This window comes from Neorhizobium sp. DAR64872/K0K18, from assembly GCF_050500175.1.
Lineage (GTDB): Bacteria > Pseudomonadota > Alphaproteobacteria > Rhizobiales > Rhizobiaceae > Neorhizobium > Neorhizobium soli.
The window spans coordinates 1,223,407-1,247,802 of the sequence record NZ_CP191446.1; the positions used below are offsets into that span (position 1 = coordinate 1,223,407).

Consider the following 24,396-nt stretch of genomic DNA (forward strand, 5'->3'; position numbering starts at 1 on the left):
GGGTCATGATCTACAAGGCAATCGTCTTTCTTCCCCTGATCGGCTTCCTGATCGCCGGCCTGTTCGGCCGCCAGATCGGCGCCAAGGCTTCCGAATACGTCACCAGCGGTCTGATGATCATCGCGGCGATCCTCTCCTGGATCGTCTTCTTCAACGTGGCCCTTCACCACGGCGAAGCCGGCGAAGTCATCAAGGTTCCGGTAATGCAGTGGATGCAGTCCGGCGGCATCGACGTAGAGTGGTCGTTCCGCATCGATACGCTGAGCGCGATCATGTTCGTCGTCGTCAACTCCGTGTCGACGCTCGTGCACATCTACTCGATCGGCTACATGCACCACGATCCGCATCGCCCGCGGTTCTTCGCCTACCTGTCGCTGTTCACCTTTGCGATGTTGATGCTGATCACGTCCGACAACCTGGCCCAGATGTTCTTCGGCTGGGAAGGCGTGGGTCTCGCGTCCTATCTTCTGATCGGCTTTTGGTACAAGAAGCCGTCCGCTTCGGCTGCGGCCATGAAGGCGTTCATCGTCAACCGCGTCGGCGACTTCGGCTTCATCCTCGGCATCGCCGGTCTGTTCGTTCTGTTCGGCTCGATCAGCTTTGAAACGATCTTTGCGGCTGCTGCCAACTATCTGCCGGCTGAAGGTGCACCGGAAGCGACGCAGGTCGTTGCCAACATCTTCGGCATGGAACTGACACGGGCGACAGCACTTACCGTCGTCTGCCTGCTTCTGTTCATGGGCGCCATGGGCAAGTCGGCGCAGTTCCTGCTGCACACCTGGCTGCCGGACGCGATGGAAGGCCCGACCCCGGTCTCGGCGCTCATTCACGCAGCAACCATGGTCACCGCCGGCGTCTTCCTCGTCGCCCGCATGTCGCCGGTGTTCGAACTGTCGCCAGATGCGCTGACCATCGTCACCATCATCGGCGCGATCACCGCCTTCTTCGCGGCAACCGTCGGCCTCGTACAGAACGACATCAAGCGCGTCATCGCCTATTCGACCTGTTCGCAGCTCGGCTACATGTTCGTGGCGCTCGGCGTGGGCGCTTATGGTGCTGCCGTATTCCACCTGTTCACGCACGCCTTCTTCAAGGCTCTCCTGTTCCTCTGCGCCGGCTCGGTCATCCATGCCGTCGATGGCGAACAGGACATGCGCCACATGGGCGGTCTCCGCTCCCACATCAAGCTCACCTTCGCGATGATGCTGATCGGCACGCTTGCCATCACCGGCGTCGGCATTCCGTTCACGCCGATCGGTTTTGCAGGCTTCTTCTCGAAGGACTTCATCATCGAGGCGACCTACGCATCCCATTCGCCAGTTGCAGGCTTTGCCTTCACGCTGCTGGTCATTGCCGCGATGTTCACGAGCTTCTACTCCTGGCGCCTGATCTTCCTCACCTTCTTCGGCAAGCCGCGCGCGAGCCATGAAGTGATGCATCACGTCCATGAGAGCCCCAACGTCATGCTGGTGCCGCTCTATATCCTGGCAGCCGGCGCGGTTCTTGCAGGTGTCGTGTTCAAGGAATTCTTCTACGGCCACGACTACGACGCCTTCTGGAAGGGCGCCCTGTTCACATCAGAGCAGAACGAACTGCTGCACGAGTTCCACCACGTGCCCGCACTGGTCGCTCTGTCGCCGTTCATCGCCATGCTGATCGGACTTGTCACCGCCTGGTATTTCTACATCAAGTCCCCGGAGACGCCCAAGCGTCTCGCCGCTTCGCAGCAGGGCCTCTACCAGTTCCTGCTCAACAAGTGGTATTTCGACGAACTCTACGACTTCCTCTTCGTCCGTTCGGCCAAGGCTCTCGGCCGCTTCCTGTGGAAGAAGGGTGACGTCGCCGTCATCGATAACTACGGCCCCAACGGCGTCGCCGCCCGCGTGGTCGATATCACCGACCGGGTGGTCAAGCTGCAGTCCGGTTACCTTTATCACTACGCGTTCGCGATGCTGATCGGCGTCGCCGCCCTCGTCACATGGATGATGCTCGGGAGCTCAATGTAATGACCGACTGGCCAATTCTCTCGACGGTCACCTTCCTGCCGCTGGTCGGCGTTCTCCTCCTCGTGCTGACAAACGGCGAGGGGGCGAACGGTCGCCGCAACGTGCTCAACATCGCGCTCCTGACGACGGTCGTCACCTTTATCGTCTCTCTGTTCATCTGGATCGGTTTCGACAATTCGAACCCCGGCTTCCAGATGGTGGAAAAGCATGAGTGGCTGAGCACAGGGATTTCCTATCATCTCGGCGTCGACGGCATTTCCATGCTGTTCGTCATCCTGACGACATTCCTGATGCCGTTCTGCGTGCTTGCCAGCTGGGAAGCGATCGAGAAGCGCATCAAGGAATACATGATTGCCTTCCTGCTTCTGCAGGTGGCCATGACCGGCGTCTTCGTCGGCCTCGATATCGTCCTGTTCTATATCTTCTTCGAAGCGACGCTGATCCCGATGTTCATCATCATCGGTGTCTGGGGCGGCAAGGATCGCGTCTACGCCTCCTACAAGCTGTTCCTCTACACGCTTCTCGGTTCGGTTCTGATGATGCTGGCCGTGATGGCCATGTACTGGCAGGCCGGCACGACCGATATGACCGAGCTTCTGAAGTTCGGCTTCCCGGCCGGCGTCCAGACCTGGCTCTGGCTCGCATGCTTTGCAGCCTTCGCGGTCAAGATGCCGATGTGGCCGGTCCACACCTGGCTTCCGGATGCGCACGTTCAGGCTCCGACCGCAGGTTCGGTCATCCTGGCTGGCGTCATGCTGAAGCTCGGCGGCTACGGCATGATCCGTATCCTCCTGCAGATGTTCCCGCTGGCGTCGGAGTACTTCGCACCGATGGTGTTTGCGCTGTCCGTAATCGCCATCATCTACACATCGCTGGTGGCGATGATGCAGGACGACATCAAGAAGCTGATCGCCTATTCGTCGGTTGCCCACATGGGCTACGTCACGATGGGCATCTTTGCGGCTAACCAGCAGGGCGTTCAGGGTGCGATCTTCCAGATGCTGTCGCACGGCATCGTCTCCGGCGCGCTCTTCCTCTGCGTCGGCGTTGTCTATGACCGCCTCCATACCCGCGAGATCTCGGCTTACGGTGGTCTCGTCAACAACATGCCGAAATACGCCGTCGCCTTCATGATCCTCACCATGGCGAATGTCGGTCTTCCGGGAACGTCCGGCTTCGTTGGCGAATTCCTGACGATCATGGGCGTCTTCCGGGTCAATACCTGGGTGGCACTGTTTGCCGCCACCGGCGTCATCCTTTCCGCGTCCTATGCGCTCTGGCTTTATCGCCGGGTCATTTTCGGGGCACTGGAAAAGGAAAAGCTGAAGGCACTTCTCGACCTTTCGACGCGAGAGAAGTTCCTGCTCTACCCACTGGTCGCGCTCACGATTTTCTACGGTTTCTATCCAATGCCGGTCCTTAACGCGACCGCAGCCTCGGTGGATCTCGTGGTGAACAATTACTCCGCAGCCTTGGCCGCAGCAAAGAACCTTGCACTCAACGTGCACTGAGACGGGACGAAACTGGACATGACCGCTGAACTCTTGAGCCAAAGCCTGCGTCTGGCCCTGCCGGAAGTCATCCTGGCCGTAGGCGCGCTCGCCCTTCTGATGATTGGCGTCTTCTCCGGCGAGAAATCCGCTCCGCTGGTCACCGGTCTTGCGATCGCCCTTCTGGCGGTCGTAGGCGCCATGCTGATCTTCATGACCGGCGACGGTCAGGCCTTCGGCGGCGCCTTCGTATCGGATACGTTCGCCCGCTTCATGAAGATCCTGGCACTGATCGGATCGATCACCGCCATGGTTATGTCGATGGGACAGGCCAAGGCGCTGGAACTCGACAAGTTCGAATTCCCGGTCCTTCTGGTTCTGGCGACGCTCGGCATGATGGTGCTGATCTCGGCCAACGATCTGCTCGCCTTCTATCTCGGCCTCGAGCTGATGTCGCTGGCGCTCTATGTCGTCGCCGCCTTCAGCCGCGACAACCTTCGCTCGACCGAAGCCGGCCTCAAGTACTTCGTCCTCGGCGCGCTTTCGTCGGGCATGATGCTGTACGGCATGTCGCTGGTCTACGGCTTCACCGGCAATACCGGCTTCGACGAAATCGCGACCGTTCTGTCGTCTGAAGAGCGCGGCCTCGGCCTCATCTTCGGCATGGTCTTCATCCTCGCCGGCGCCTGCTTCAAGATCTCCGCCGTGCCGTTCCACATGTGGACGCCGGACGTTTACGAAGGTGCACCGACACCGGTGACGGCCTTCTTCGCGTCGGCGCCTAAGGTTGCGGCCATGGCAATCCTGGTTCGTGTCGTCTCGGAAGCCTTTCTGCCGATCCTTTCCGACTGGCGCCAGATCGTCGTCTTCGTGGCGATCGCATCGATGCTGCTCGGTTCCTTCGCGGCTATCGGTCAGAAGAACATCAAGCGCCTGATGGCCTATTCCTCGATCGGCCATATGGGCTACGCACTGGTCGGCCTTTCTGCCGGCACAGAGACCGGCGTCTCCGGCGTCGTGCTCTACATGACCATCTACATGGTGATGACGCTCGGCACCTTTGCCTGCATCATGGCGATGCGCCGCGAAGACGGTACCTATGTCGAAACCGTGGAAGATCTCGCAGGTCTTTCCTCGACCAAGCCCTTCATGGCGCTGGTGCTGACGGCGCTGATGTTCTCGATGGCCGGCATTCCGCCGCTCGCAGGCTTCTTCGCCAAGTACTTCGTGTTCGTGGCGGCGATCGAGGCTAAGCTCTATGCGCTGGCAATCATCGGCGTGCTCTCTTCCGTCGTCGGCGCCTACTACTACCTGCGCATCGTCAAGCTGATGTGGTTTGATGAGCCGAAGGGTCAGTTCGCCCGTGTCTCCGGCGAACTGCGTCTGATCTTCGGCCTGTCCGGCCTGTTCGTCGTCGCCTATGTGCTGATCGGTGGACCGATCGGCTCAGCCGCCAGCGCTGCTGCGAAGTCGTTCTTCTGAGGATGACGTTGAGGAGCCGAAGCCTATCGCTCAATGCGTTTCGTCATGAAGCGCTGAACGAGGTCGGCTCCACCAACACAGAATGCCTCGCCCGCGCCCGTGCGGGCGAAGCCGGTTTGTTGTGGTTGACAGCTACCCGCCAGACAGACGGCCGTGGCCGCCGCGGCCGCGCCTGGACGTCAGAGCCGGGCAATCTCTATGCCTCACTGCTGCTGATTGATCCGGCACCTCCCGAGCGTTTAGCGTCCCTCCCGCTCGCCGTCGCCGTCGCTGTTCATGCCGCCCTGCGTGCCGTTCTACCGACCGGTGGAGAGCCGCTCGAGGTCAAATGGCCGAACGATATCCTGATCGGGCGCAAGAAAACCTGCGGCATCCTCATTGAAAGCGAAGCGCTTCCCGGCGGCCACCGGGCGCTCGTGATCGGCATCGGCATCAATATTCGCCACATGCCCGATAGCGCACCCTACGGTGTCACCCGTCTTCACGACCAAGGGTCTTCTGCGTCGCCAGAGGATGTATTCGCACATCTTTTCAGGGAGATGGCGACAGTTCTGGAGGAATGGGACAAGGGTCGGGGTATTACCACAGTCGTCGACAGATGGCGCCGCGTCGCATGCGGAATTGGTGAGAAAATTACGGTAAATCTACCTGAGCGCTCGCTAAACGGCACATTCGCAGGTATCGATGACACTGGATTTCTGCTGCTTGATACCGGCCATGGCTCTTTGATGCCGATCGCAGCAGGCGATGTATTTTTTGCAAGAACGGAATAACAATAAAAATGGCTAAACAGGACGAACTGGTGTTCCTGCCGCTTGGCGGCGTGGGTGAGATCGGCATGAACCTCGCTCTCTACGGCTACGGAACGCCGGACAAGCGGCAGTGGATCATGGTCGATTGCGGCGTCACTTTTCCAGGTCCGGACCTGCCGGGCGTGGATCTTGTCCTACCCGATATCCGGTTTCTGACGGCCCAGAAGAAAAACATCAAGGCGATGATCATCACGCACGCGCATGAGGATCATTACGGCGCCATGAATGATCTGTGGCCCGGCCTCAACGTGCCGGTCTACGCCTCGCCGTTTACCGCGGGCATGCTGGAAGCAAAGCGGAATTACGAAGGCACGCGCGCCGAAATCCCGATCACCATCTTCAAGGCTGGCGACCGCATCAATGTCGGCCCGTTCGAGATCGAAGCCGTCGGCGTCAACCACTCGATCCCAGAGCCGATGTCGCTGGTCATCCGCACGCCGCTCGGCAACGTCGTCCATACCGGCGACTGGAAGATCGACCATGCGCCGTCGCTAGGGCCCCTGACCGATGAGAACCGTTTCCGCGCGATCGGCGACGAGGGCGTTCTCGCACTGATGTGCGACAGCACCAACGCACTGCGCGAAGGCGTTTCGCCCTCAGAGGAAGAAGTGTCGGAAGGCCTGCGCCAGGTCATCCAAAATGCTGCGGGCAGGGTGGCAATCACCACCTTCTCGTCGAATGTCGGCCGCATCCGCTCGATCGCCGAAGCAGCCGACGCCGCCGGCCGCGAAGTTCTGCTGCTCGGCTCGTCGCTGAAGCGAGTCGTCGCCGTGGCCCGCGACCTCGGCATCATGGAAGGCATCAAGCCCTTCATCTCCGAAGACGAGTTCGGTTATATCCCGCGCGACAAGGTCGTCGTGATCCTGACGGGCAGCCAGGGCGAATCGCGCGCAGCGCTTGCCAAGATCTCCCGCGACGAGATGCGCAACGTCGCGTTTGCTGCGGGCGATACGGTCGTATTCTCCTCGCGCACCATTCCGGGCAACGAAAAGCCGATCATCGAGATCAAGAACGCGCTGATCGAACAGGGCATCAAGATCATCACCGACTCGGATGCGCTGGTGCATGTTTCCGGCCACCCGCGCCGCAATGAACTTCTGAAGATGTACGAGTGGACCCGGCCGGAAATCCTCGTGCCTGTGCACGGCGAGGCAGCCCATCTCACCGCCCAGGCAGCGCTTGGCGCCACAGCCGGCATCAAAAACATCCCGCGCGTGCGCAACGGTAATATCCTGCGCCTTGCACCGGGCCCCGCCCAGGTGATCGACGACGCGCCGCACGGCCGTGTCTTCAAGGACGGCAAGCTGATCGGCGACTTTGAGGAAATGGGTATCGGCGACCGCCGCAAGCTCTCCTTTGCCGGTCACGTCTCGGTCAACGTGCTGCTCGACAGCCGCTTCGACTTCCTGAGCGATCCCGACGTCGTTGCCTTCGGCATGCCGGAGGTCGACTATGAGGGCGAGGACATGGAGGACACGCTTTATGACGCGGTTCTCAATGCGATCGAAAGCATCCCGCGCGCCCGCCGCAAGGATCTCGACATGCTGCGCGAAGCCGTGCGTCGCTCCGTCCGTTCCGCGGCCAACCTGGCTTGGGGCAAGAAGCCGGTCGTGACGGTGTTCGTCTCCAAGGTCTAAGGCGCCGTCGCCAAACCAAGTCTGCCCGCGGCCTCCAACACCTTCTCCTCGCTGTAAGCGTCAAGAGGGTTCGGGGCCGGGCAGATGTGTTAGCATTTCAGCATGTTGGCTGCGTCTGCGGAATCAATCTCGCAGAGCTTGGCCGGACGGGAAATATCGAACCTCGTCCTTTGCGCCCGGCATCCCCTGTTCTATAGGTAGTGCGGAGGAGACACATCATGCCATTGCTGACCGTCGCTGCGATCTATTTCATTCTCTGGTGGACGGTTCTGTTCGCCGTCCTGCCGCTTGGCTATCGCAGTCAGCAGGATGATGGGGAAGTGATGATCGGGACGGTTGAAAGTGCGCCCGTTCGATTCCGCGGAGGCAGGGTCATCTTGTTGACGACCGTGATCTCGGCGGCGCTCTACCTCACCTACCATCTCGCCTCCACCTATTTCGGCTTCGGGATCGACAGCATTCCCAACTTCATGCCGACATTTGAGTAGGGCGCTGCCGGCGGACGTGTCATCCGGCTGTCATTTTCTTCAGGCATAGCAGCGACGAAATGCAGCTTTCGTTCTGGATTTCTGCAGAAGCGGCCCGGCCTGTGAGCAGGCCAAAAAAAAACAAGGCGGTTAAGCCTTGTTTTTCAGTTTCGCGTGATACTCATTCCGTTACCGGGGCTGCGACGAGCGCGCCAGAGATCTGATCCTCCCAAGACTTGACCGCGAACTGGCAAGAATTTGAACTCCTTGCCTCTTTTGTGAGCTGAACCTAGCCCAACGAATGTGCTTTGTCACTCGATTTTTTTGCATTTTTGACACAGTTTGGCAAAAATTTCCCGTGGACGAATTTGTCGCAGGGCTTGTCATCAAACCGTTGAGCTCCAGTCGTTGCAAGCGCAATCTGCTGTTCCGCAGCGTGCGCTATGGGTTCCATTTGCGCCCTCGAACGGCTATGTACGCCGTCAAAGTTTAAACCAAGAAACGGCCGATTCCCTTGTTATCTGGGGAACGCCTCGGAAACCGGAAACGTCCATGCGTCTGTCCCGCTATTTTATGCCCATCCTGAAGGAAAACCCCAAGGAAGCGGAAATCGTCTCGCACCGGCTGATGCTGCGTGCGGGCATGATCCGTCAGCAGAGCCAGGGCATCTATTCCTGGCTGCCGCTCGGCAAGCGCGTGCTGGACAAGGTCAACAAGATCGTCCGCGAGGAACAGAACCGGGCTGGCGCCGTCGAACTGATGATGCCGACGCTGCAGTCGGCCGAGCTGTGGCAGGAAAGCGGTCGCTACGACGCCTACGGCAAGGAAATGCTGCGCATCAAGGACCGCCAGGAGCGGCCGATGCTCTACGGACCGACCAACGAGGAAATGATCACGGATATCTTCCGGTCCTACGTCAAGTCCTACAAGAGCCTGCCGCTCAACCTCTACCATATCCAGCTGAAGTTCCGCGACGAGATCCGCCCGCGTTTCGGCACCATGCGCTCGCGCGAATTCCTGATGAAGGATGCCTATTCCTTCGATCTCAACAAGGAAGACGCCGTCCATTCGTATAACAAGATGTTCGCGGCCTATCTGCGCACCTTCGATCGGCTGGGCCTGCGCGCCATTCCGATGCGTGCCGATACCGGCCCGATCGGTGGCAACCACAGTCACGAGTTCATCATCCTTGCGGAAACCGGTGAGTCGGAAGTCTTCTCGCACCGCGACTTCGTCAATTTCGACATTCCCGGCGAAGACACCGATTTCGACGATGTCGCCGGCATGCAGGCGATCTTTGACAAGTGGACATCGGTCTACGCCGCGACGTCCGAAATGCACGACGAATCAGCCTTCGATCAGATCCCGGATGCCGATCGCCTCTCTGCCCGCGGCATCGAAGTCGGCCATATCTTCTATTTCGGCACGAAATATTCCGAGCCGATGGGCGCAAAGGTGCAGGGCCCTGATGGCAAGGAACATCTTGTCCACATGGGATCCTACGGCATCGGGCCGACACGCCTTGTTCCCGCCATCATCGAAGCATCGCATGACGATAACGGAATCATCTGGCCTGCATCGGTCGCGCCGTTCGATGTCGTGGTGATCAACATGAAGCCCGGCGATGAAGCGTGCGACCGCATGTCGGAAGAGCTTTATGCAAATCTCACCAAGGCCGGCAAGGACGTGCTGTATGACGATACCGACGAGCGCGCCGGCACCAAGTTCGCGACAGCGGATCTGATCGGCGTACCCGTGCAGGTGATTGTCGGTCCGCGCGCCGCCGCCAACGGCGAGGTCGAGGTCAAGGACCGCAAGTCCGCAGCCCGTGACGTCATGACGCTCGAAGCGGCGCTCAACCGCGTCGCCGGATGATCGGACACCGACGTCTTGCCGGGCCAGTCTGACGACAGGCTAGGCAGGCATATCTGATACAGCAGCGCGGGAAGACTCCCGCGCGCTCCATGTGTAAGGAAGCGTGAATGGCGAGCATCGCGACGAGTGGTGAACCAGAGAAGGTCGACAAGTCTCCGCGGGCTGGCGCTTTCTCGTCGTTCGAGCGAATGGTCGCCTGGCGCTACCTGCGCTCGCGCCGCAAGGAAGCCTTCATCTCGGTCATCGCGGGCTTCTCTTTCGTCGGCATCATGCTTGGCGTCGCGACACTGATCATCGTGATGGCGGTCATGAACGGCTTTCGCACCGAGCTCATTTCCCGCATTCTCGGCATCAACGGCCACATGGTGATCCAGCCGATCGACCAGCCGTTCACCGATTACGCCGAACTGACCAAGAAATTCGCTGCCGTTCCCGGCGTCAAGATGGCCCTGCCGCTTGTCGAGGGGCAGACGCTGGCATCCGGCAAGGGTGGCGCCGGTTCCGGCGCTCTTGTGCGCGGCGTACGGCCGGAAGACCTTGAGAAGGTCACGGAAGTTGCTGGTAATATCAAGCAGGGCGATATCGTCGGCTTCGCGTCGGGGCAGGGCGTTCTTGTCGGCTCCAGGCTTGCCTCGCAGCTCGGCATTTCGGCCGGCGACCAGATCACGCTGATTTCGCCCGAAGGCGACGTGACACCGATGGGTGTCAATCCGCGCGTTAAATCCTATCCCGTGTCCGGCGTTTTCGAGATCGGCATGTCGGAATACGACGCGACGATCATCTACATGCCGCTTGAGGAATCGCAGCTCTATTTCAATGCCGAAGGGCTGGTGCAGTCGATCGAACTGTTCATTGATCACCCCGACAATGTCGAGGACATGCGTCCGCTGGTGGAGCAGGCTGCCGGTCGCCAGATTTTCATCACCGACTGGCGTCAGCGCAACCAGACCTTCTTCTCGGCGCTTCAGGTTGAACGCAACGTGATGTTCATGATCCTGACGCTGATCGTGCTGGTCGCGGCACTGAACATCATCTCGGGCCTGATCATGCTGGTGAAGGACAAGGGCTCCGATATCGCAATCCTGCGCACGATGGGCGCGAGTTCCGGCGCCATCATGCGGATCTTCTTCATGACGGGTGCTGCTATCGGCATCGTTGGCACGTTTGCCGGCGTCGCGCTCGGCGTTATCGTCTGCCTCAACATCGAATCGATCCGACAGTTCTTCTCCTGGGTCTCGGGCACCATCCTGTTTGATCCGGAGCTCTATTTCCTCAGCCAGCTTCCGGCCGAAATGAGTTTTGGCGAGACCTTCTCGGTCGTCATCATGGCGCTGGTCCTGTCCTTCTTCGCCACCATTTTCCCGGCATGGAGAGCCTCGAAGCTCGATCCTGTCCAGGCCCTCCGATACGAATAGGTCTCCATGGCTGTCCCGCGTAAAACCGTCCTCAATCTCTCAGGCGTCGAACGTCACTACGGCCAGGGGGAGACGAGCCTGTCGATCCTCAACGGGGCAGACTTCTCGCTCGTGAGCGGCGAGATCGTGGCGCTCGTCGCCCCGTCCGGTACCGGCAAATCGACGCTCTTGCATCTGGCAGGCCTGCTTGAACATCCGGACGCTGGCGATGTGACGATCGGCGGTCGGGCCTGCAACGGTTTGTCGGATGAAGAGCGCACCTCGATCCGTCGCTCCGACATCGGCTTCGTCTACCAGTTTCACCATCTCCTGCCGGAATTCACGGCGATCGAGAACATCATGATGCCGCAGCTGATTGGCGGCCTTTCGAAGGGGGAAGCGCGCGAACGCGCGGGCCAGCTTCTCGATTACATGCGAATCGGTCATCGCGGCGAACACCGCCCGTCGGAACTGTCGGGTGGCGAACAGCAGCGCGTGGCGATTGCCCGTGCGGTAGCCAACGCGCCCCGCCTTTTGCTGGCCGACGAACCGACCGGCAATCTCGACCCGAAGACGGCATCCTACGTGTTCGAAGCGCTGGAGGCGCTGGTGCGCCAGTCAGGGCTTGCTGCACTGATTGCCACCCACAATCATGATCTCGCTGCCCGCATGGATCGTCGCGTCACGATCGAAGGCGGCAAAGTCGTTGAGTTCTAGCGAACGCACTGATCCCCAAAGCGTGCCCCTGATCCGCTAGAGTCCATCGTCACCTTCTCGAAGGGGCGTGCGATGGACACTGGTGCTATGGAATGACGTCACGTCAGCGATCCGCAGCGATGGCTGGCGTTTGGCTGCCGACCGCGTGCGTCGGCCGGCAACGGCTTGGTCCTATGGAGCGCTGGTTACCTCCAGCCAGCAAGCAGCATTAACCATCGGTCAGAATCTTCTATTCCCGTTTTGTTCTACTATTGACGTTGGCACGAAAAGAGAACAAAGTGCCAACATAAACGAACACGGGAGACGACGATGACTGACCTTCTTCGTGATATTGCCGCATTCGCCTCCATTGCAACTTTCGTTGCCAGCTTGTCGATGATCATGCTGGTGATGTGAGCCGGTCCGTGCTCGCCCAGCTGGCGGGCGCAAGCGGAAAGAGGTTGAGAAGACCATTCTTGACTCGACTCTGAAGCCCCCGCGCCGGACAATGACCCGATTCAAGGAATGGGTATCAGATGGCGGACGCAGCGACTTTACAATCGGAATCGGAGGATTTGGGAGCGACGCCACAGTTCGTGCATCTGCGCGTCCATTCCGCCTATTCGCTTCTGGAAGGTGCGCTGCCGCTTAAGAAAATCCTCTCCAAGGCCATCGCGGACAATCAGCCCGCGATCGCCGTCACCGATACCAACAATCTCTTCGTCGCGCTGGAATTCGCCCAAAAATCCATCGGTGATGGCATTCAGCCTATCATCGGTTGCCAGCTGTCGATTGACATGGAGGATCAGCCAGACGAGCGCCGCAACGGCCATTTGGCGAAGCTGCCGGCAATCGTTGTGCTTGCCGCCAATGCCAAGGGATACGAGCGGCTGGTGGATCTCGTCAGCCGTGCCTATCTCGATGGAGAAGGGCAGGCGGCAACGCATATCTGCCGCGCCTGGCTCGAAGATGGCGGCACCGAAGGACTGATCGCGCTGACAGGTGCTGCCGGTGGCCCTGTCGACATGGCAATGAAGGATGGCAACACCGTACTCGCAAAGGCGCGCCTCCTGTCATTGAAGCAGGCCTTTGGCGATCGTCTGTATATTGAACTGCAGCGTCACGGCACTTACGACCGCCGTCATGAGCAGCGGATGATCGATCTTGCCTACGACCAGGATGTGCCGCTGGTCGCGACCAATGAGGCCTTCTTCCCGGGCAAGTCCGATTACGACGCTCATGATGCCCTGATGGCCGTCGCGCACAATGCGATCGTATCCGACGATACCCGTTTCCGTTTGACGCCCGACCATTACCTGAAGAGCCGTGCCGAAATGGCAAAGCTGTTCGCCGATCTGCCGGAAGCGCTCGAAAACACGGTCGAGATCGCCAAGCGCTGCTCGTTCATCCTGAAGACCCGCAGCCCGATCCTGCCGCGCTTCACCGGCGCCACCGACGATCCGGCAGAAGCGGAGCGCGCCGAAACGGCGGAGCTGCGCCGTCAGTCGGTCGAAGGCCTCGAGAACCGGATGGCCGAACTCGGTATCACCGCGGGCTTCACCGAGCAGGATTATCGCGAACGGCTCGATTTCGAGCTCGGCGTCATCGAGAAGATGAAGTTTCCGGGCTACTTCCTGATCGTTGCCGACTTCATCAAATGGGCAAAGCTGCAGAACATCCCGGTCGGTCCGGGTCGCGGTTCCGGTGCAGGCTCGCTGGTTGCCTATGCGCTCACGATCACCGACGTCGATCCGCTGCGCTTCTCGCTGCTGTTCGAACGCTTCCTCAATCCCGACCGCGTCTCGATGCCCGACTTCGACATCGACTTCTGCCAGGATCGCCGCGAAGAAGTGATCCGCTACGTGCAGCGCAAATATGGCCGCGAGCAGGTGGCGCAGATCATCACCTTCGGTTCGCTGCAGGCCCGCGCAGCACTGCGCGACGTCGGCCGCGTTCTCGAAATGCCCTATGGCCAGGTCGATCGCATCTGCAAACTGGTGCCCAACAACCCGGCCAATCCGACCACCTTGGCAAAGGCGATCGAGGAAGAGCCGAAGTTTCAGGAAGAGGTCGACAAGGAGCCGGTCGTTGGCCGTCTTCTCGATATCGCCCAGAAGATCGAAGGTCTCTACCGCCACGCCTCGACCCACGCCGCCGGTATCGTCATCGGTGACCGCCCGCTGTCGAAGCTGGTGCCGATGTACCGCGACCCGCGCTCCGACATGCCGGTCACCCAGTTCAACATGAAATGGGTCGAGCAGGCGGGTCTGGTCAAGTTCGACTTTCTCGGCCTGAAGACGCTGACGGTTCTTAAAACCGCGGTCGAATTCTGCAAGAAGCGCGATATCGTTGTGGATCTCGCCAAGATCCCTCTCGATGACGAACTGACCTACCAGATGCTGTCGCGCGGCGAGACCGTCGGCGTGTTCCAGGTGGAAAGTGCCGGCATGCGGAAGGCGCTGATCGGCATGAAACCGGACTGTATCGAGGACATTATTGCGCTGGTGGCGCTTTATCGCCCGGGTCCGATGGAAAACATCCCGACCTACAATGCCCGCAAGCACGGCGAGGAAGAAATCGAATCGGTCCATCCGTCGATCGATTATCTGCTCAAGGAAACCCAGGGCGTTATCGTCTACCAGGAACAGGTGATGCAGATCGCCCAGGTCCTGTCGGGCTATTCGCTCGGCGAAGCCGACCTTCTGCGCCGCGCCATGGGCAAGAAGATCAAGGCCGAGATGGACCAGCAGAGCGAACGCTTTGTCAGTGGCGCCATCAAGAACGGCGTGTCGAAGCCGCAGGCGAAGAACATCTTCGAACTGCTGGCGAAGTTCGCCAACTACGGCTTCAACAAATCTCACGCCGCCGCCTACGCCATCGTCTCCTACCAGACGGCCTATATGAAGGCGCATTACCCGGTCGAGTTCCTCGCCGCGTCGATGACCTACGATATGGCGAACACCGAAAAGCTGAACGATTTCCGCGAGGATGCCGGCCGGCTCGGCATCAAGGTCAGTCCGCCGTCGGTACAGACCTCGTTCCGCCGCTTCGAGACAGGCGACAACCGCATCTATTACGCGCTGGCCGCCATCAAGGGCGTCGGCGAAAACGCCGTCGATCACATCGTCGAGGTCCGCGGCGACACGCCCTTCGCGTCGATCGAGGATTTCTGCCTGCGCATCGACCCGAAGCAGATCAACCGCCGCGTCTTTGAAAGCCTGAATGCTGCGGGTGCCTTCGATTGCTTCGGCTTCGACCGCGCCCAACTCAGCGCCGGCATGGACCGCGTCATCGGCTATGCCCAGCGCGCCCAGGAGGAGAAGGTCTCCGGCCAGTCCGATTTCTTCGGCTCGGGCGCGGCCAGCGGTCCGGAAAAACTCGTTCTGCCAACATTCAATCCGTGGATGCCGTCGGAAATGCTGATGCGCGAGTATCAGGTGCTCGGCTTCTACCTGTCTGCCCATCCGCTCGATACCTACGGCGCGGTGCTCGACAAGATGCGCGTCCAGACTTTCGCTGACTTCTCGACGGCTGTGAGGGCAGGCGCCACGGCCGGCCGTCTTGCCGGGACCGTGACCGGTCGCCAGGAACGCAAGACCCGCACAGGCAATAAGATGGGCATCGTCATGTTTTCCGATTCGACCGGTCAGTTCGAGGCGGTGCTGTTTTCCGAAGCGCTTGCTCAGTACCGCGATCTGCTTGAGCCCGGAAAATCGCTTGTCATCACCGTTCAGGCCGACGAGCGTCCGGAAGGCATTGGCCTGCGGATCCAGACGGTGCAGTCGCTGGAGGAACAGTCGGTCCGCATGCAGAAGGCGCTGCGGGTCTTCGTGCGCGACTCAGGGCCGCTGAAGACGGTCGCCCGGCATCTTAATGCCCGCGGCGATGGCCTCGTCTCGTTTATCGTCATCAAGGATGATGGCAAGCGCGAGATCGAGGTGGAACTGACGGAACGGTATCGCATCTCGCCGGAAATCGCCGCCGCCCTGAAGGCGGCGCCCGGTGTGCTGGATGTGGAACTGGTCTAACCGACCGTGGTGGGCGTTGGCCTCAGTAGAGGCCGACGCCGCCTTGGTAACGGATGACACTCCGCTTGGCGCGCGGCTCGGCGGCAGGCGTTGAGCCAATATCCTGAACTGCCACCATCTCGCTTTTCGACGACTTGGTCAGCGTGACGAAATCGGTGCCCTTGCCGGTCTCCGGTCCAAGCGATTCGTCGTTGATCGTGACCGACGTCCCATCCGCCATCAGCGTCTCGATCCGGTCGCGCACGTCCTGCGAAATCTCGATCCGGTCGAGTGCGGCTTTCGCGGCACCCGGCAGTTTCGCATCGGCCGCCATGGTGATCCCCAGCCGCTTCATCGTTGCATCGGACAGCACGTTCGGCAGCGTCACCGCGTGCCAATCGGCTGATTCGATCGAGCGATCGATCTTGTCGACAGTGAAGAGATGCGTGCCGAGGGCCACTTCCGGCGCCTTGATGCCGACAGGGGCCTCAAACAGCGGTTCGAAATTCTGCCGCACCATGATCTGGCCGGCAGGTGGCTTCGGCTGGCCGGCAGAGGCGTAAAGCGCGTCGATGAACTCGCCGCTTATCATCGGGCCCGTCTGCTTCAGGCCTTTCCAGCGCTTGAAGCCGGCAACGGCGCTGCGGGTCAGCGGTCCGACATAACCGTCGGAGCCGCCGGTCTCAAAACCCATTTCTTCCAGCAACTTCTGGGCGTCCATCAGCGTCTCGCGATCGGTACGCCGCGTGATCAGGATGCGCAGCGCGTGCGTCTGCGCTTCCTCGAGATCATCAGGCTGCGTCGGAACAGCATCCGTGGCGCGGTTCGGATTGGCCGGCGCGACATTCATCGCCACTTCCACCGGCTTCTTCGGCGAGGCCTTGATCGATGCGGTGCGAAGATCGACATCGGTCATCAGCGCGCCGGCAGGCAAAGGCTTGCGCGGCGAAAACAGCACGACGTCCTCGATGCGCTGCGGCACCACGTCCGCATCGGTCACGATCACATGCGCACCACGCTCGGTCAGGCCGTAAAGCTTGGTCGCAAAACCGCTCGGCAGGCGCACGCAGCCGTGCGACGCCGGATAGTTCGGAACGTTGCCCTCGTGCAGCGCGATACCTGACCAGGTGATTCGCTGCATGAACGGCATCGGTGCATTCGAATAGATGTTCGACTCGTGGTATTTCCGCTTCTCAAGGATGGAGAAGATGCCGGTCGGCGTATCGTGCCCGGCCTTGCCGCTCGATATCCGCGACCTGGCGACCACGGTCTCGCCCTCGTAGACGGTCAGCGACTGCTTGTCCTTGGAAACGATGATCTGCAGGGGAACACTGTCCGCTGCAAACGCTGGAGGCGACAGCATCGTCGCGGACATCAGACAGAACCCCAAAACCAGGCGACGCATCATGCTAAACCTCATACGCAAAACTTGAGCCGCATTTTACCGAGCGAGGTTTAACGAAGGTTTGCATCCGCGCTGATCTCGTCACGTTTAGCAGGAAAAATTTAATCACGTTTGATTGAAACTATCGGTCGCGGCGCTTGTCGCCAAACGTATAGCCGGTCTCGACGGCCGCAGCTCCGAACTTCTCACGCAGCTTGTCCATGGCCGCTTCCGCCGCAGCCCGGCGTCCGGCCTGCACATCCACGAGATCGGGCGGATCTGCACGGGCAGGGTCGGTCAGATCGGTGACGCCGATCCCGAGCAGGCGAAATTTTGTACCGTCCGTCTCCCGCTCCAGCATTGAGATACCGGTGCGGAAGATCCGGTCGGCAAGCTGGGTCGGATCTTCCAGCCGCTTGTTGCGGGTACGGCTCTTGAAATCCGCGGTCTTCAATTTCAACACCACCGTCTGGCCTGCAAGGTCCTCGCTCTTCAGTCGTTTAGACACCTTCTCCGAAAGCCGGCGCATGATCGGGACCAGGTCGTCGTGGCGGGAGATGTCGTCGAAGAACGTGGTCTCGGCCGACACGCTTTTCGCCGGGTCGTTGAGATGCACCTCTCGGTCGTCGATACCGCGCGACAAACGATAGAGGCGCTGGCCCATCGTGCCGTAGCGGCGCATCAGGTCGGCCTCGTTCATGGCTTGCAACTGCCCGATGGTGCGGATGCCGTCCGCCTCCAGCGTCGCATCAAAAGCCCGGCCGACGCCCCAGATCGTCGTGACCGGTCGGGTCGCCAGAAACTCCACGGCCTCAGCGCGACCGATCACCGAAAAACCCCGCGGCTTTTCGAGGTCGGAAGCGACCTTGGCGAGGAACTTGCAGTAGGAGAGCCCGACGGAAATACTGATGCCAATCTCGGATTCGACGCGTTTTGCGAGCTTTGCGAGAATGTGGCTGGGCTGATCGTGGTGCAGACGCTGGGTGCCTGCCAGTTCCAGAAACGCCTCGTCGATCGAGATCGGCTGCACCAGCGGCGTCAGGTCCATCATCATCTGCCGCACCTGTCGGCCGGCAGTGACGTATTTTTCCATGTTCGGCTTGATGACGACCGCATCCGGGCAGAGTTCGAGCGCCTTGAACATCGGCATTGCCGACCGGACGCCGCTGATGCGGGCGATGTAGCAGGCGGTCGACACCACGCCGCGCTTGCCGCCGCCAATGATCACCGGCTTGTCCACAAGGCTCGGGTCGTCGCGTTTCTCGATGGTGGCGTAAAAGGCATCGCAGTCGATATGCGCAAGCGTCAGGTCATGAAGTTCGCGGTGATACACCAGCCGTGGACTGCCGCAGGCGCGACACCGTCGCACCTCTGCCTTCTGCTCGGTAAAGCAGTCTCGACAGAAGCCGGGCTTGTGATTTGGTACGACTGTCATCGGCGGAACAAAGATTGAACATTCCGACAATAGGCCGTAAGCTGCAACCTCTCAAGAGTAGAACGCACATCCTTCAACCACTATTTTGCGGTTCGATGATGCGGGATGTGGGACAGGATGTAGGCGTCGATCATCTCTGCGGCATGCGGCCAGTCTGTGGCCCGGATGATCGGTTGATCAGGCTTCGGAGCAAGCTGGTGCAGAGGACTGTCCGGCATCATGTGGATCAGCAGGCAGTTCTCGACGTGGTCGCGGACCGAATGCAGGTTGTGGGCCATGTCATCGATAAAGACCGAGGGAAGGGGGCGCGCGGCATGGATCATCTGCATGACAGGGCCTTTCTTTTCCTCAGTCGCGACGAGAGGGAAGGTGAGGTCGAGCCGGTCGAGAAGCCGGCGACGCTGTTCCTGATAGCGTGGCGGCATGGCAGTGAGGAAGATGACGTCTGCAGCCTTACCGATCGCCTTAAGGGTCTCGATCGAAAGCGCAGAGGGCGTCTGCCAGTCTTCTTGGCGGTCGAAGAACGCGCCGATCAGGCGTTTGACGTCCGCTTCCTCGATAGGGACCTGCGTTTCGACCGAAACGATATTGCCGGTGAGGCGGAAGGAGCGCGGCAGCAGCTCCAGCCCCTCTGCCTTGATGAACTCGGTGAAAGGTGCCGCGAAGTCCAGAACGACGTCATCGACGTCGCATACGACCAGCGGGCGGTCGCCAAGTTGGACGTGGGAAAAATCGAGGGCAACGCCGAAAGAGTTCTCCATCTCAGTAGTCGCCCGAATCGAGTGCAGGCTTGGAATAATAGTGTGACGCTGCGGCAACCGTTTCCGGTCTCGTGTTCGTCGCTTCGCAAAATGCCATCAGCGTTGGCTCGTGGCTCATCAGGAAATCGATCATTCCGCCAAGAAAGCCCGGATCGTCGATCACAGAACGCAGCTGACCGGGCTGGAGACCGGACAGCGCCAGAAACCTTGAAAACATGTCGGGCTCGTCCGCAAGCCAGCTGAGGATTGCGCCGGCCGTCTCTTCGGGGGCTGCGGCGGGTGCCTTGTTATTCAACGGATCGAACCTCATCGCCTGCTCAAGTTACCTATTTCTCAACCAAATGCCCTTAACGTGTGCGGCCAGCGGCTGAAAGAATCTCGTATTCGGAAAGCTTATAGACTGAAAGCACGCTTGCAAGGCGCGATTTAAGGAACGGATCGACATGCCCAAACGGGTCATGATTGTCGAAGACAACGAGCTGAACATGAAGCTCTTCCGCGATTTGATCGAAGCGTCCGGCTACGAGACGATCCAGACGCGCAATGGCATGGAGGCGTTGGATCTTGCCCGCCGTCACCGTCCGGATCTGATCCTGATGGATATCCAGCTGCCCGAAGTATCGGGTCTGGAAGTGACCAAGTGGCTAAAGGAAGACGACGAACTGCACGTCATACCGGTCATCGCCGTCACCGCATTCGCGATGAAGGGCGACGAGGAACGAATCCGACAGGGCGGGTGCGAAGCCTATGTTTCGAAGCCCATCTCGGTGCCGAAGTTCATCGAGACCATCAAGACGTATCTTGGCGACGCGTAAGGTCGGAGAATGACATGACGGCACGGATCCTGGTAGTCGACGACATTCCCGCAAACGTAAAGCTGCTCGAGGCACGCCTGCTTGCGGAATATTTCGATGTGTTGACTGCCGACGACGGCTACAAGGCGCTGGCGATCTGTGAACAGGCCCATGTCGATGTCATCCTGCTCGACATCATGATGCCGGGCATTGACGGGTTCGAAGTCTGCGAGCGGCTGAAAGCCAATCCGCGGACATCCCATATCCCTGTTGTCATGGTCACCGCGCTGGACCAGCCCTCCGACCGCGTGCGCGGCCTGAAAGCCGGTGCCGACGATTTTCTGACCAAGCCGGTCAACGACCTGCAGCTGATTTCCCGTGTCAAAAGCCTCGTGCGGCTGAAGACGCTGAGTGACGAGCTGCGCATCCGGTCAGACACCGCGCAGGATCTCACGCTGCAGGACATGATGAAGAGTGCAGCGGGGCAGGACGCTCAGGACGACGTCGCGCAGGTCCTACTGGTCGATGGCCGCGGAAGCTCGCAGGAACGCATCGTCAGGGCGCTGAAACCGGTCGCGGATATCACTGCCATCTCCGATCCGCAGGCAGCCCTTTTCGAAGCGGCTGAAAACCCGTTCGATCTGGTGATCGTCAATACGAATTTCGATGACTACGATCCGCTGAGGCTCTGTTCACAACTGCGATCGCTGGAGCGGACCCGATTCCTCCCGCTGCTGCTGGTGACGGAACACGGCGACGACCAGGTCATCGTCCGGGCGCTCGATCTCGGCGTCAACGACTACATCATCCGGCCGATCGATCCAAATGAACTCGTGGCCCGGACCCTGACGCAGATCAAGCGTAAGCGTTACAACGACCGCCTGCGGTTGAGCGTGCGCCATACGATCGAATTGGCTGTGACAGATGCCCTGACCGGTCTGCACAATCGCCGTTATCTCGACAATCACATGAAGGTGCTGTTTGCCCGTGCAACAGCCCGTGGGCGGCCGCTGTCCGTCTGCATCACCGACATCGATCGCTTCAAATCGGTCAACGACACGCACGGCCACGACGCCGGTGACGAGGTGCTGAAGGAAGTTGCGGCCCGTATCCGGTCCACGGTACGCGGTGCTGATCTCGCCTGCCGGTTCGGTGGCGAGGAATTCGTTGTGGTTATGCCCGATACGGATAGCGCCGCCGCGGCTTTGATTGCCGAACGATTGCGCAACATCATCGAGCAGACGCCGTTCGTGCTGAAAAGCACTGGCGCCAGCCTGAACATCACAGCTTCGCTTGGGATTGCCTGCAGCCGCAGTGGAGCGGAAACGCCGGAGCAGTTGTTGAAACAAGCCGACCGTGCGCTTTACGACGCCAAGAACAGCGGGCGCAACCGAGTCGTTGCAGCCGCCGCTTAAGATTTGCACGAGAATCGTCGTATATTAAAATACGCTAATATAATATCTTTCGTCTTGCAGCGAGGCTTTTTGATAAAGAAGCGCTCGTCCCCCAGTTTCCTCAATTAAATTTGACGATTCGTACGCGGCTTCGAGCCAAATAAAACGCATACGGGAATGGAAGACCGGTGCTTTGTTTGAGCATTGCCGAACGATACGGTAGCATCTACACAGAAGCGAGAAAGTCCTGCTTCTCGCTGACGATTTATAATCGCCTTTTACTTCCGTCTCGAAGCCGGGCTAATCTTCGAGCTCGCATCGAACACCGTAGGGTGGGTAAAGCTAAAAATGCTTTGGCTCAGAATAAACCTAACAATTGAAGAGCTGGAATAGCCTCTTTCTACAAAGACGCGTGTGGATTTTAACCATCATATCCAAACAGTTTCGTACTGATCTAAGTATGTGTTGATTTTCCATTGATTTTGCGCAATTTTGGTTTCAACGGGGCGAAGGGTTCCTTCAGCTTACGTCGAGATACCCCATGATGCTCAGGTCCGCCGCATCTCCTGGGTCGTGGGGTCGGTCGACTGGCAAGCAATTTCAACGGCTCCTCGTGCCGCGATTGCAAGCCGGTCGACCCCCAATCAAAGCGCCGCTGTCAGAAATGACGGTGGCGCTTTTTGCGTTTTGGTACTCACGCTTGAAAACAGCAGGCAAAGAAAAAGGCGCCCGGCTGATCAGCCTGCGCCTTCTTTCATGCCTTTAAGTGACCAGATCTTACTTGATCTTGGTTTCCTTGAATTCGACGTGCTTCCGGGCAACCGGATCGTACTTCGTCTTGGTCATCTTGTCTGTCATCGTACGGCTGTTCTTCGTGGTTACGTAGAAGAAACCGGTATCAGCCGTCGACAGCAGCTTGATCTTGATGGTCGTAGCTTTTGCCATGGTCTTAGCGCCTTTAAGAAAAGTGGAGCCGCGGACGCAGACGGTCGACGGCGAAATCTGGGGCGAAATTACAAATCGCGGTCAGAATGTCAACCTTGTTTCGTTGGTAAAAACCATCGAGCCCCCGAAACAACCACGTAAAAGCCGAAGAAACCGGCCAGCGCCCAGGCAAAGCCGTCATTGCCCGCGACATCCATGGCAGCGCCGATGCCCTGTGGTCCTGCAACCGTGCCGACGGCATAGCAGAAGATGAAGGCGGCATTGGCAGCGACCAGATCGGCACCTCGAAGGCGAGCGCCCAGATGCGCGAGGCCAACGGTATAGAGGCCGGAGATACAGCCGCCCCACATGAATAGGAGAACCGCGGTCATCATCCAGTTGCCGATCAGGAAGGGGATCGTCAGCGAGCCGAGAACGCCCAGTACGGCGAGGCCGGTCAGAAGCGGCCTGCGGTCACGCATGCGGTCCGAAATCATCCCCAGCGGGATCTGGAAGGCCATGTTGCCCAGTCCCATCACCGTCAAGAGGATGGCCGCATGCGATTCGGTCATCTGTTCGCGCAACGCATAGATCGGAAACAGCGACAGTCCGCCAACCGAGACTGCACCAAAGGCAAAGACGGCTGCCGTCGCACTGGGAACGAGGAATATATAGTGGAAGAAGTGCCGCTCGGGCTTGCTGTCTAGCTTCGGGCTTTCGTGACGGGCGAGAAAGATCGGTATGATGGCCGTCATGATAATGAGTGCGCCGACGATGAACGGAAGCACGCCATCGCTGCCGAGAAGCGAAAACAGCATCGGCCCGATCGCAAACCCGACCGCCAGCACCGTTGCGTATATGCCGAGGACCAATCCGCGTCGTCTGGGTGGCGCGGCTTCATTGATCCAGAATTCGGACAGGATGAACAGAGCCGTGGTCGCGCCATGGAACGTAAAGCGTAGTGGAAACCACATCCAGAATTGGTCGGCGTAGTAGAAACAGATGGCGCTGACGGCGGCGATCACCACGGCGATCATCATGCTACGCGCCACACCAAAGTCATGTGCACATTTCGTCGTGATCGGGGCGGCAACCATGGCTGCAACGCCTGCCATGGCAGCGTTTAGCCCGATCAGCGTCGATGAGATGCCACGTTTTTCAAGGATGATGCTCAGCAGCGGCAGGCCGAGCCCCATGGCTATTCCCACGGCGCTGACGGCGGCGGTAGCTGCGATCAGGGATGGCCAGTGGATCTCCGCGACATGGCCGTTTTCGTCGGTCGTCGGCTGAGGCATTCAGACTTCCTTACAAGTCGGCTTCGGACTGGACGTCCGTACGCATGAAATAGGACGGGAAGGTGGTAACGAACGGTGGTCCATGATCAGTTCGGTCTGTTGCTCGGACCGCTGGTCGAATCGGCCCCGTCCTCGCCGCCGCCGAACCCATGCATGCGGTTTGCCCATTGCAGGCCGATGACACCGCCCTTGATGGGCTGGATCGTCGCGATGGCGGCAAGCACCGCAAGCGGTGCCCAGATGGCGAGGTGGACCCAAGGAGAGACCCGCAGGATCATATCGGTCAGCATGTAGCCGGTCATCAGCACGTGACCAACCACGACGATGACGAGATAGGCCGGAAGGTCGTCTGCACGATGGTGGGAGATATCTTCACCGCAGACGGAACAATGATCGACTGGCTTCAGGAAGGCACGGAAAAGCCGGCCCTCTCCACAGGCAGGACATCGACAGGTGAGGCCCCGTTTGATGGATCGGCCAAGAGGTCGATCGACCGGGTCCGACCCGCCGAAGCGGACCGTCTGTTCGCCATCTGACTGCATT

The 24,396-nt window shown here is 59.6% G+C and carries 19 protein-coding genes; 12 read left to right on the plus strand and 7 right to left on the minus strand.

What is annotated here, in order from left to right:
• The first annotated feature begins 5 nt into the window (after positions 1 to 5).
• The 10 genes from nuoL (at position 6) to dnaE (ending at position 15,887) form a co-directional block, all read left to right on the plus strand.
• Positions 6 to 2,006, plus strand: coding sequence for an NADH-quinone oxidoreductase subunit L (nuoL, locus tag ACQY1P_RS11290; protein ID WP_430256412.1), 2,001 nt, complete (start codon positions 6 to 8; stop codon positions 2,004 to 2,006).
• Positions 2,006 to 3,517, plus strand: a complete 1,512-nt coding sequence (locus ACQY1P_RS11295; RefSeq protein WP_113111035.1) for an NADH-quinone oxidoreductase subunit M — start codon at positions 2,006 to 2,008, stop codon at positions 3,515 to 3,517. The genes nuoL and ACQY1P_RS11295 overlap by 1 nt, the downstream gene beginning before the upstream one ends.
• An 18-nt stretch (positions 3,518 to 3,535) precedes the next feature.
• A complete protein-coding gene (gene nuoN / locus ACQY1P_RS11300) occupies positions 3,536 to 4,978 on the plus strand; it encodes an NADH-quinone oxidoreductase subunit NuoN (RefSeq protein WP_192076764.1) in 1,443 nt (480 codons plus the stop codon).
• Positions 4,979 to 4,980: 2 nt separating this feature from the next.
• The gene (locus tag ACQY1P_RS11305) at positions 4,981 to 5,751 is read left to right on the plus strand and encodes a biotin--[acetyl-CoA-carboxylase] ligase (RefSeq protein WP_430256413.1); all 771 of its coding nucleotides are present in this window, start codon (positions 4,981 to 4,983) and stop codon (positions 5,749 to 5,751) included.
• Between the two features lie 8 nt (positions 5,752 to 5,759).
• Positions 5,760 to 7,427: a ribonuclease J gene (locus ACQY1P_RS11310; protein ID WP_062580016.1), complete on the plus strand. Its 1,668-nt coding sequence runs from the start codon at positions 5,760 to 5,762 to the stop codon at positions 7,425 to 7,427.
• A gap of 218 nt (positions 7,428 to 7,645) precedes the next feature.
• Entirely contained in the window at positions 7,646 to 7,915 is a 270-nt protein-coding gene (locus tag ACQY1P_RS11315) for a DUF1467 family protein (protein WP_113167090.1), read from the plus strand.
• Positions 7,916 to 8,446: 531 nt separating this feature from the next.
• Positions 8,447 to 9,769: a proline--tRNA ligase gene (proS, locus tag ACQY1P_RS11320; protein ID WP_430256414.1), complete on the plus strand. Its 1,323-nt coding sequence runs from the start codon at positions 8,447 to 8,449 to the stop codon at positions 9,767 to 9,769.
• A gap of 107 nt (positions 9,770 to 9,876) precedes the next feature.
• Positions 9,877 to 11,184: a lipoprotein-releasing ABC transporter permease subunit gene (locus tag ACQY1P_RS11325; protein ID WP_062453221.1), complete on the plus strand. Its 1,308-nt coding sequence runs from the start codon at positions 9,877 to 9,879 to the stop codon at positions 11,182 to 11,184.
• Between the two features lie 6 nt (positions 11,185 to 11,190).
• Entirely contained in the window at positions 11,191 to 11,880 is a 690-nt protein-coding gene (locus ACQY1P_RS11330; RefSeq protein WP_062453220.1) for an ABC transporter ATP-binding protein, read from the plus strand.
• 515 nt (positions 11,881 to 12,395) lie between these two features.
• Positions 12,396 to 15,887: a DNA polymerase III subunit alpha gene (dnaE, locus tag ACQY1P_RS11335; protein WP_062580023.1), complete on the plus strand. Its 3,492-nt coding sequence runs from the start codon at positions 12,396 to 12,398 to the stop codon at positions 15,885 to 15,887.
• Positions 15,888 to 15,909: 22 nt separating this feature from the next.
• Here dnaE and ACQY1P_RS11340 read toward each other — a convergent pair whose 3' ends face one another.
• The 4 genes from ACQY1P_RS11340 to ACQY1P_RS11355 form a co-directional block, all read right to left on the minus strand.
• A complete protein-coding gene (locus ACQY1P_RS11340) occupies positions 15,910 to 17,274 on the minus strand; it encodes a L,D-transpeptidase family protein (RefSeq protein WP_430256415.1) in 1,365 nt (454 codons plus the stop codon).
• A gap of 118 nt (positions 17,275 to 17,392) precedes the next feature.
• Positions 17,393 to 18,685, minus strand: coding sequence for a DNA polymerase IV (locus ACQY1P_RS11345; protein WP_430256416.1), 1,293 nt, complete (start codon positions 18,683 to 18,685; stop codon positions 17,393 to 17,395).
• 80 nt (positions 18,686 to 18,765) lie between these two features.
• Positions 18,766 to 19,446, minus strand: coding sequence for a hypothetical protein (locus ACQY1P_RS11350; RefSeq protein WP_430256417.1), 681 nt, complete (start codon positions 19,444 to 19,446; stop codon positions 18,766 to 18,768).
• 1 nt (position 19,447) lies between these two features.
• Entirely contained in the window at positions 19,448 to 19,756 is a 309-nt protein-coding gene (locus ACQY1P_RS11355) for a DUF3572 domain-containing protein (protein WP_062453216.1), read from the minus strand.
• Between the two features lie 133 nt (positions 19,757 to 19,889).
• Here ACQY1P_RS11355 and ACQY1P_RS11360 point away from each other — a divergent pair, with 133 nt between their 5' ends.
• Together ACQY1P_RS11360 and ACQY1P_RS11365 are read left to right on the plus strand one after the other, a co-directional pair.
• Positions 19,890 to 20,261: a response regulator gene (locus tag ACQY1P_RS11360; RefSeq protein WP_062453215.1), complete on the plus strand. Its 372-nt coding sequence runs from the start codon at positions 19,890 to 19,892 to the stop codon at positions 20,259 to 20,261.
• 14 nt (positions 20,262 to 20,275) lie between these two features.
• Positions 20,276 to 21,655 (plus strand): PleD family two-component system response regulator, encoded by a 1,380-nt coding sequence (locus tag ACQY1P_RS11365; RefSeq protein WP_062453214.1) that lies wholly within the window; start codon positions 20,276 to 20,278, stop codon positions 21,653 to 21,655.
• A 756-nt stretch (positions 21,656 to 22,411) separates the two neighbouring features.
• Here ACQY1P_RS11365 and rpmG read toward each other — a convergent pair.
• From rpmG to ACQY1P_RS11380, 3 genes are all read right to left on the minus strand, one after another.
• Positions 22,412 to 22,579 carry a 50S ribosomal protein L33 gene (gene rpmG, locus ACQY1P_RS11370; RefSeq protein ID WP_007626161.1) on the minus strand — a complete coding sequence of 56 codons (168 nt, stop codon included), beginning with the start codon at positions 22,577 to 22,579 and terminating at the stop codon, positions 22,412 to 22,414.
• 89 nt (positions 22,580 to 22,668) lie between these two features.
• Positions 22,669 to 23,853: an MFS transporter gene (locus ACQY1P_RS11375; RefSeq protein WP_062580028.1), complete on the minus strand. Its 1,185-nt coding sequence runs from the start codon at positions 23,851 to 23,853 to the stop codon at positions 22,669 to 22,671.
• Positions 23,854 to 23,939: 86 nt separating this feature from the next.
• Positions 23,940 to 24,395, minus strand: a complete 456-nt coding sequence (locus tag ACQY1P_RS11380; RefSeq protein WP_430256418.1) for a DUF983 domain-containing protein — start codon at positions 24,393 to 24,395, stop codon at positions 23,940 to 23,942.
• Position 24,396 lies beyond the last annotated feature (1 nt).

Coding starts and splice junctions, on each gene's coding strand:
- nuoL (WP_430256412.1), top strand. CDS start 6: ATGATCTACAAGGCAATCGTCTTTCTTCCCCTGATCGGCTTCCTGATC.
- ACQY1P_RS11295 (WP_113111035.1), top strand. CDS start 2,006: ATGACCGACTGGCCAATTCTCTCGACGGTCACCTTCCTGCCGCTGGTC.
- nuoN (WP_192076764.1), top strand. CDS start 3,536: ATGACCGCTGAACTCTTGAGCCAAAGCCTGCGTCTGGCCCTGCCGGAA.
- ACQY1P_RS11305 (WP_430256413.1), top strand. CDS start 4,981: ATGACGTTGAGGAGCCGAAGCCTATCGCTCAATGCGTTTCGTCATGAA.
- ACQY1P_RS11310 (WP_062580016.1), top strand. CDS start 5,760: ATGGCTAAACAGGACGAACTGGTGTTCCTGCCGCTTGGCGGCGTGGGT.
- ACQY1P_RS11315 (WP_113167090.1), top strand. CDS start 7,646: ATGCCATTGCTGACCGTCGCTGCGATCTATTTCATTCTCTGGTGGACG.
- proS (WP_430256414.1), top strand. CDS start 8,447: ATGCGTCTGTCCCGCTATTTTATGCCCATCCTGAAGGAAAACCCCAAG.
- ACQY1P_RS11325 (WP_062453221.1), top strand. CDS start 9,877: ATGGCGAGCATCGCGACGAGTGGTGAACCAGAGAAGGTCGACAAGTCT.
- ACQY1P_RS11330 (WP_062453220.1), top strand. CDS start 11,191: ATGGCTGTCCCGCGTAAAACCGTCCTCAATCTCTCAGGCGTCGAACGT.
- dnaE (WP_062580023.1), top strand. CDS start 12,396: ATGGCGGACGCAGCGACTTTACAATCGGAATCGGAGGATTTGGGAGCG.
- ACQY1P_RS11340 (WP_430256415.1), bottom strand. CDS start 17,274: ATGATGCGTCGCCTGGTTTTGGGGTTCTGTCTGATGTCCGCGACGATG.
- ACQY1P_RS11345 (WP_430256416.1), bottom strand. CDS start 18,685: ATGACAGTCGTACCAAATCACAAGCCCGGCTTCTGTCGAGACTGCTTT.
- ACQY1P_RS11350 (WP_430256417.1), bottom strand. CDS start 19,446: ATGGAGAACTCTTTCGGCGTTGCCCTCGATTTTTCCCACGTCCAACTT.
- ACQY1P_RS11355 (WP_062453216.1), bottom strand. CDS start 19,756: ATGAGGTTCGATCCGTTGAATAACAAGGCACCCGCCGCAGCCCCCGAA.
- ACQY1P_RS11360 (WP_062453215.1), top strand. CDS start 19,890: ATGCCCAAACGGGTCATGATTGTCGAAGACAACGAGCTGAACATGAAG.
- ACQY1P_RS11365 (WP_062453214.1), top strand. CDS start 20,276: ATGACGGCACGGATCCTGGTAGTCGACGACATTCCCGCAAACGTAAAG.
- rpmG (WP_007626161.1), bottom strand. CDS start 22,579: ATGGCAAAAGCTACGACCATCAAGATCAAGCTGCTGTCGACGGCTGAT.
- ACQY1P_RS11375 (WP_062580028.1), bottom strand. CDS start 23,853: ATGCCTCAGCCGACGACCGACGAAAACGGCCATGTCGCGGAGATCCAC.
- ACQY1P_RS11380 (WP_430256418.1), bottom strand. CDS start 24,395: ATGCAGTCAGATGGCGAACAGACGGTCCGCTTCGGCGGGTCGGACCCG.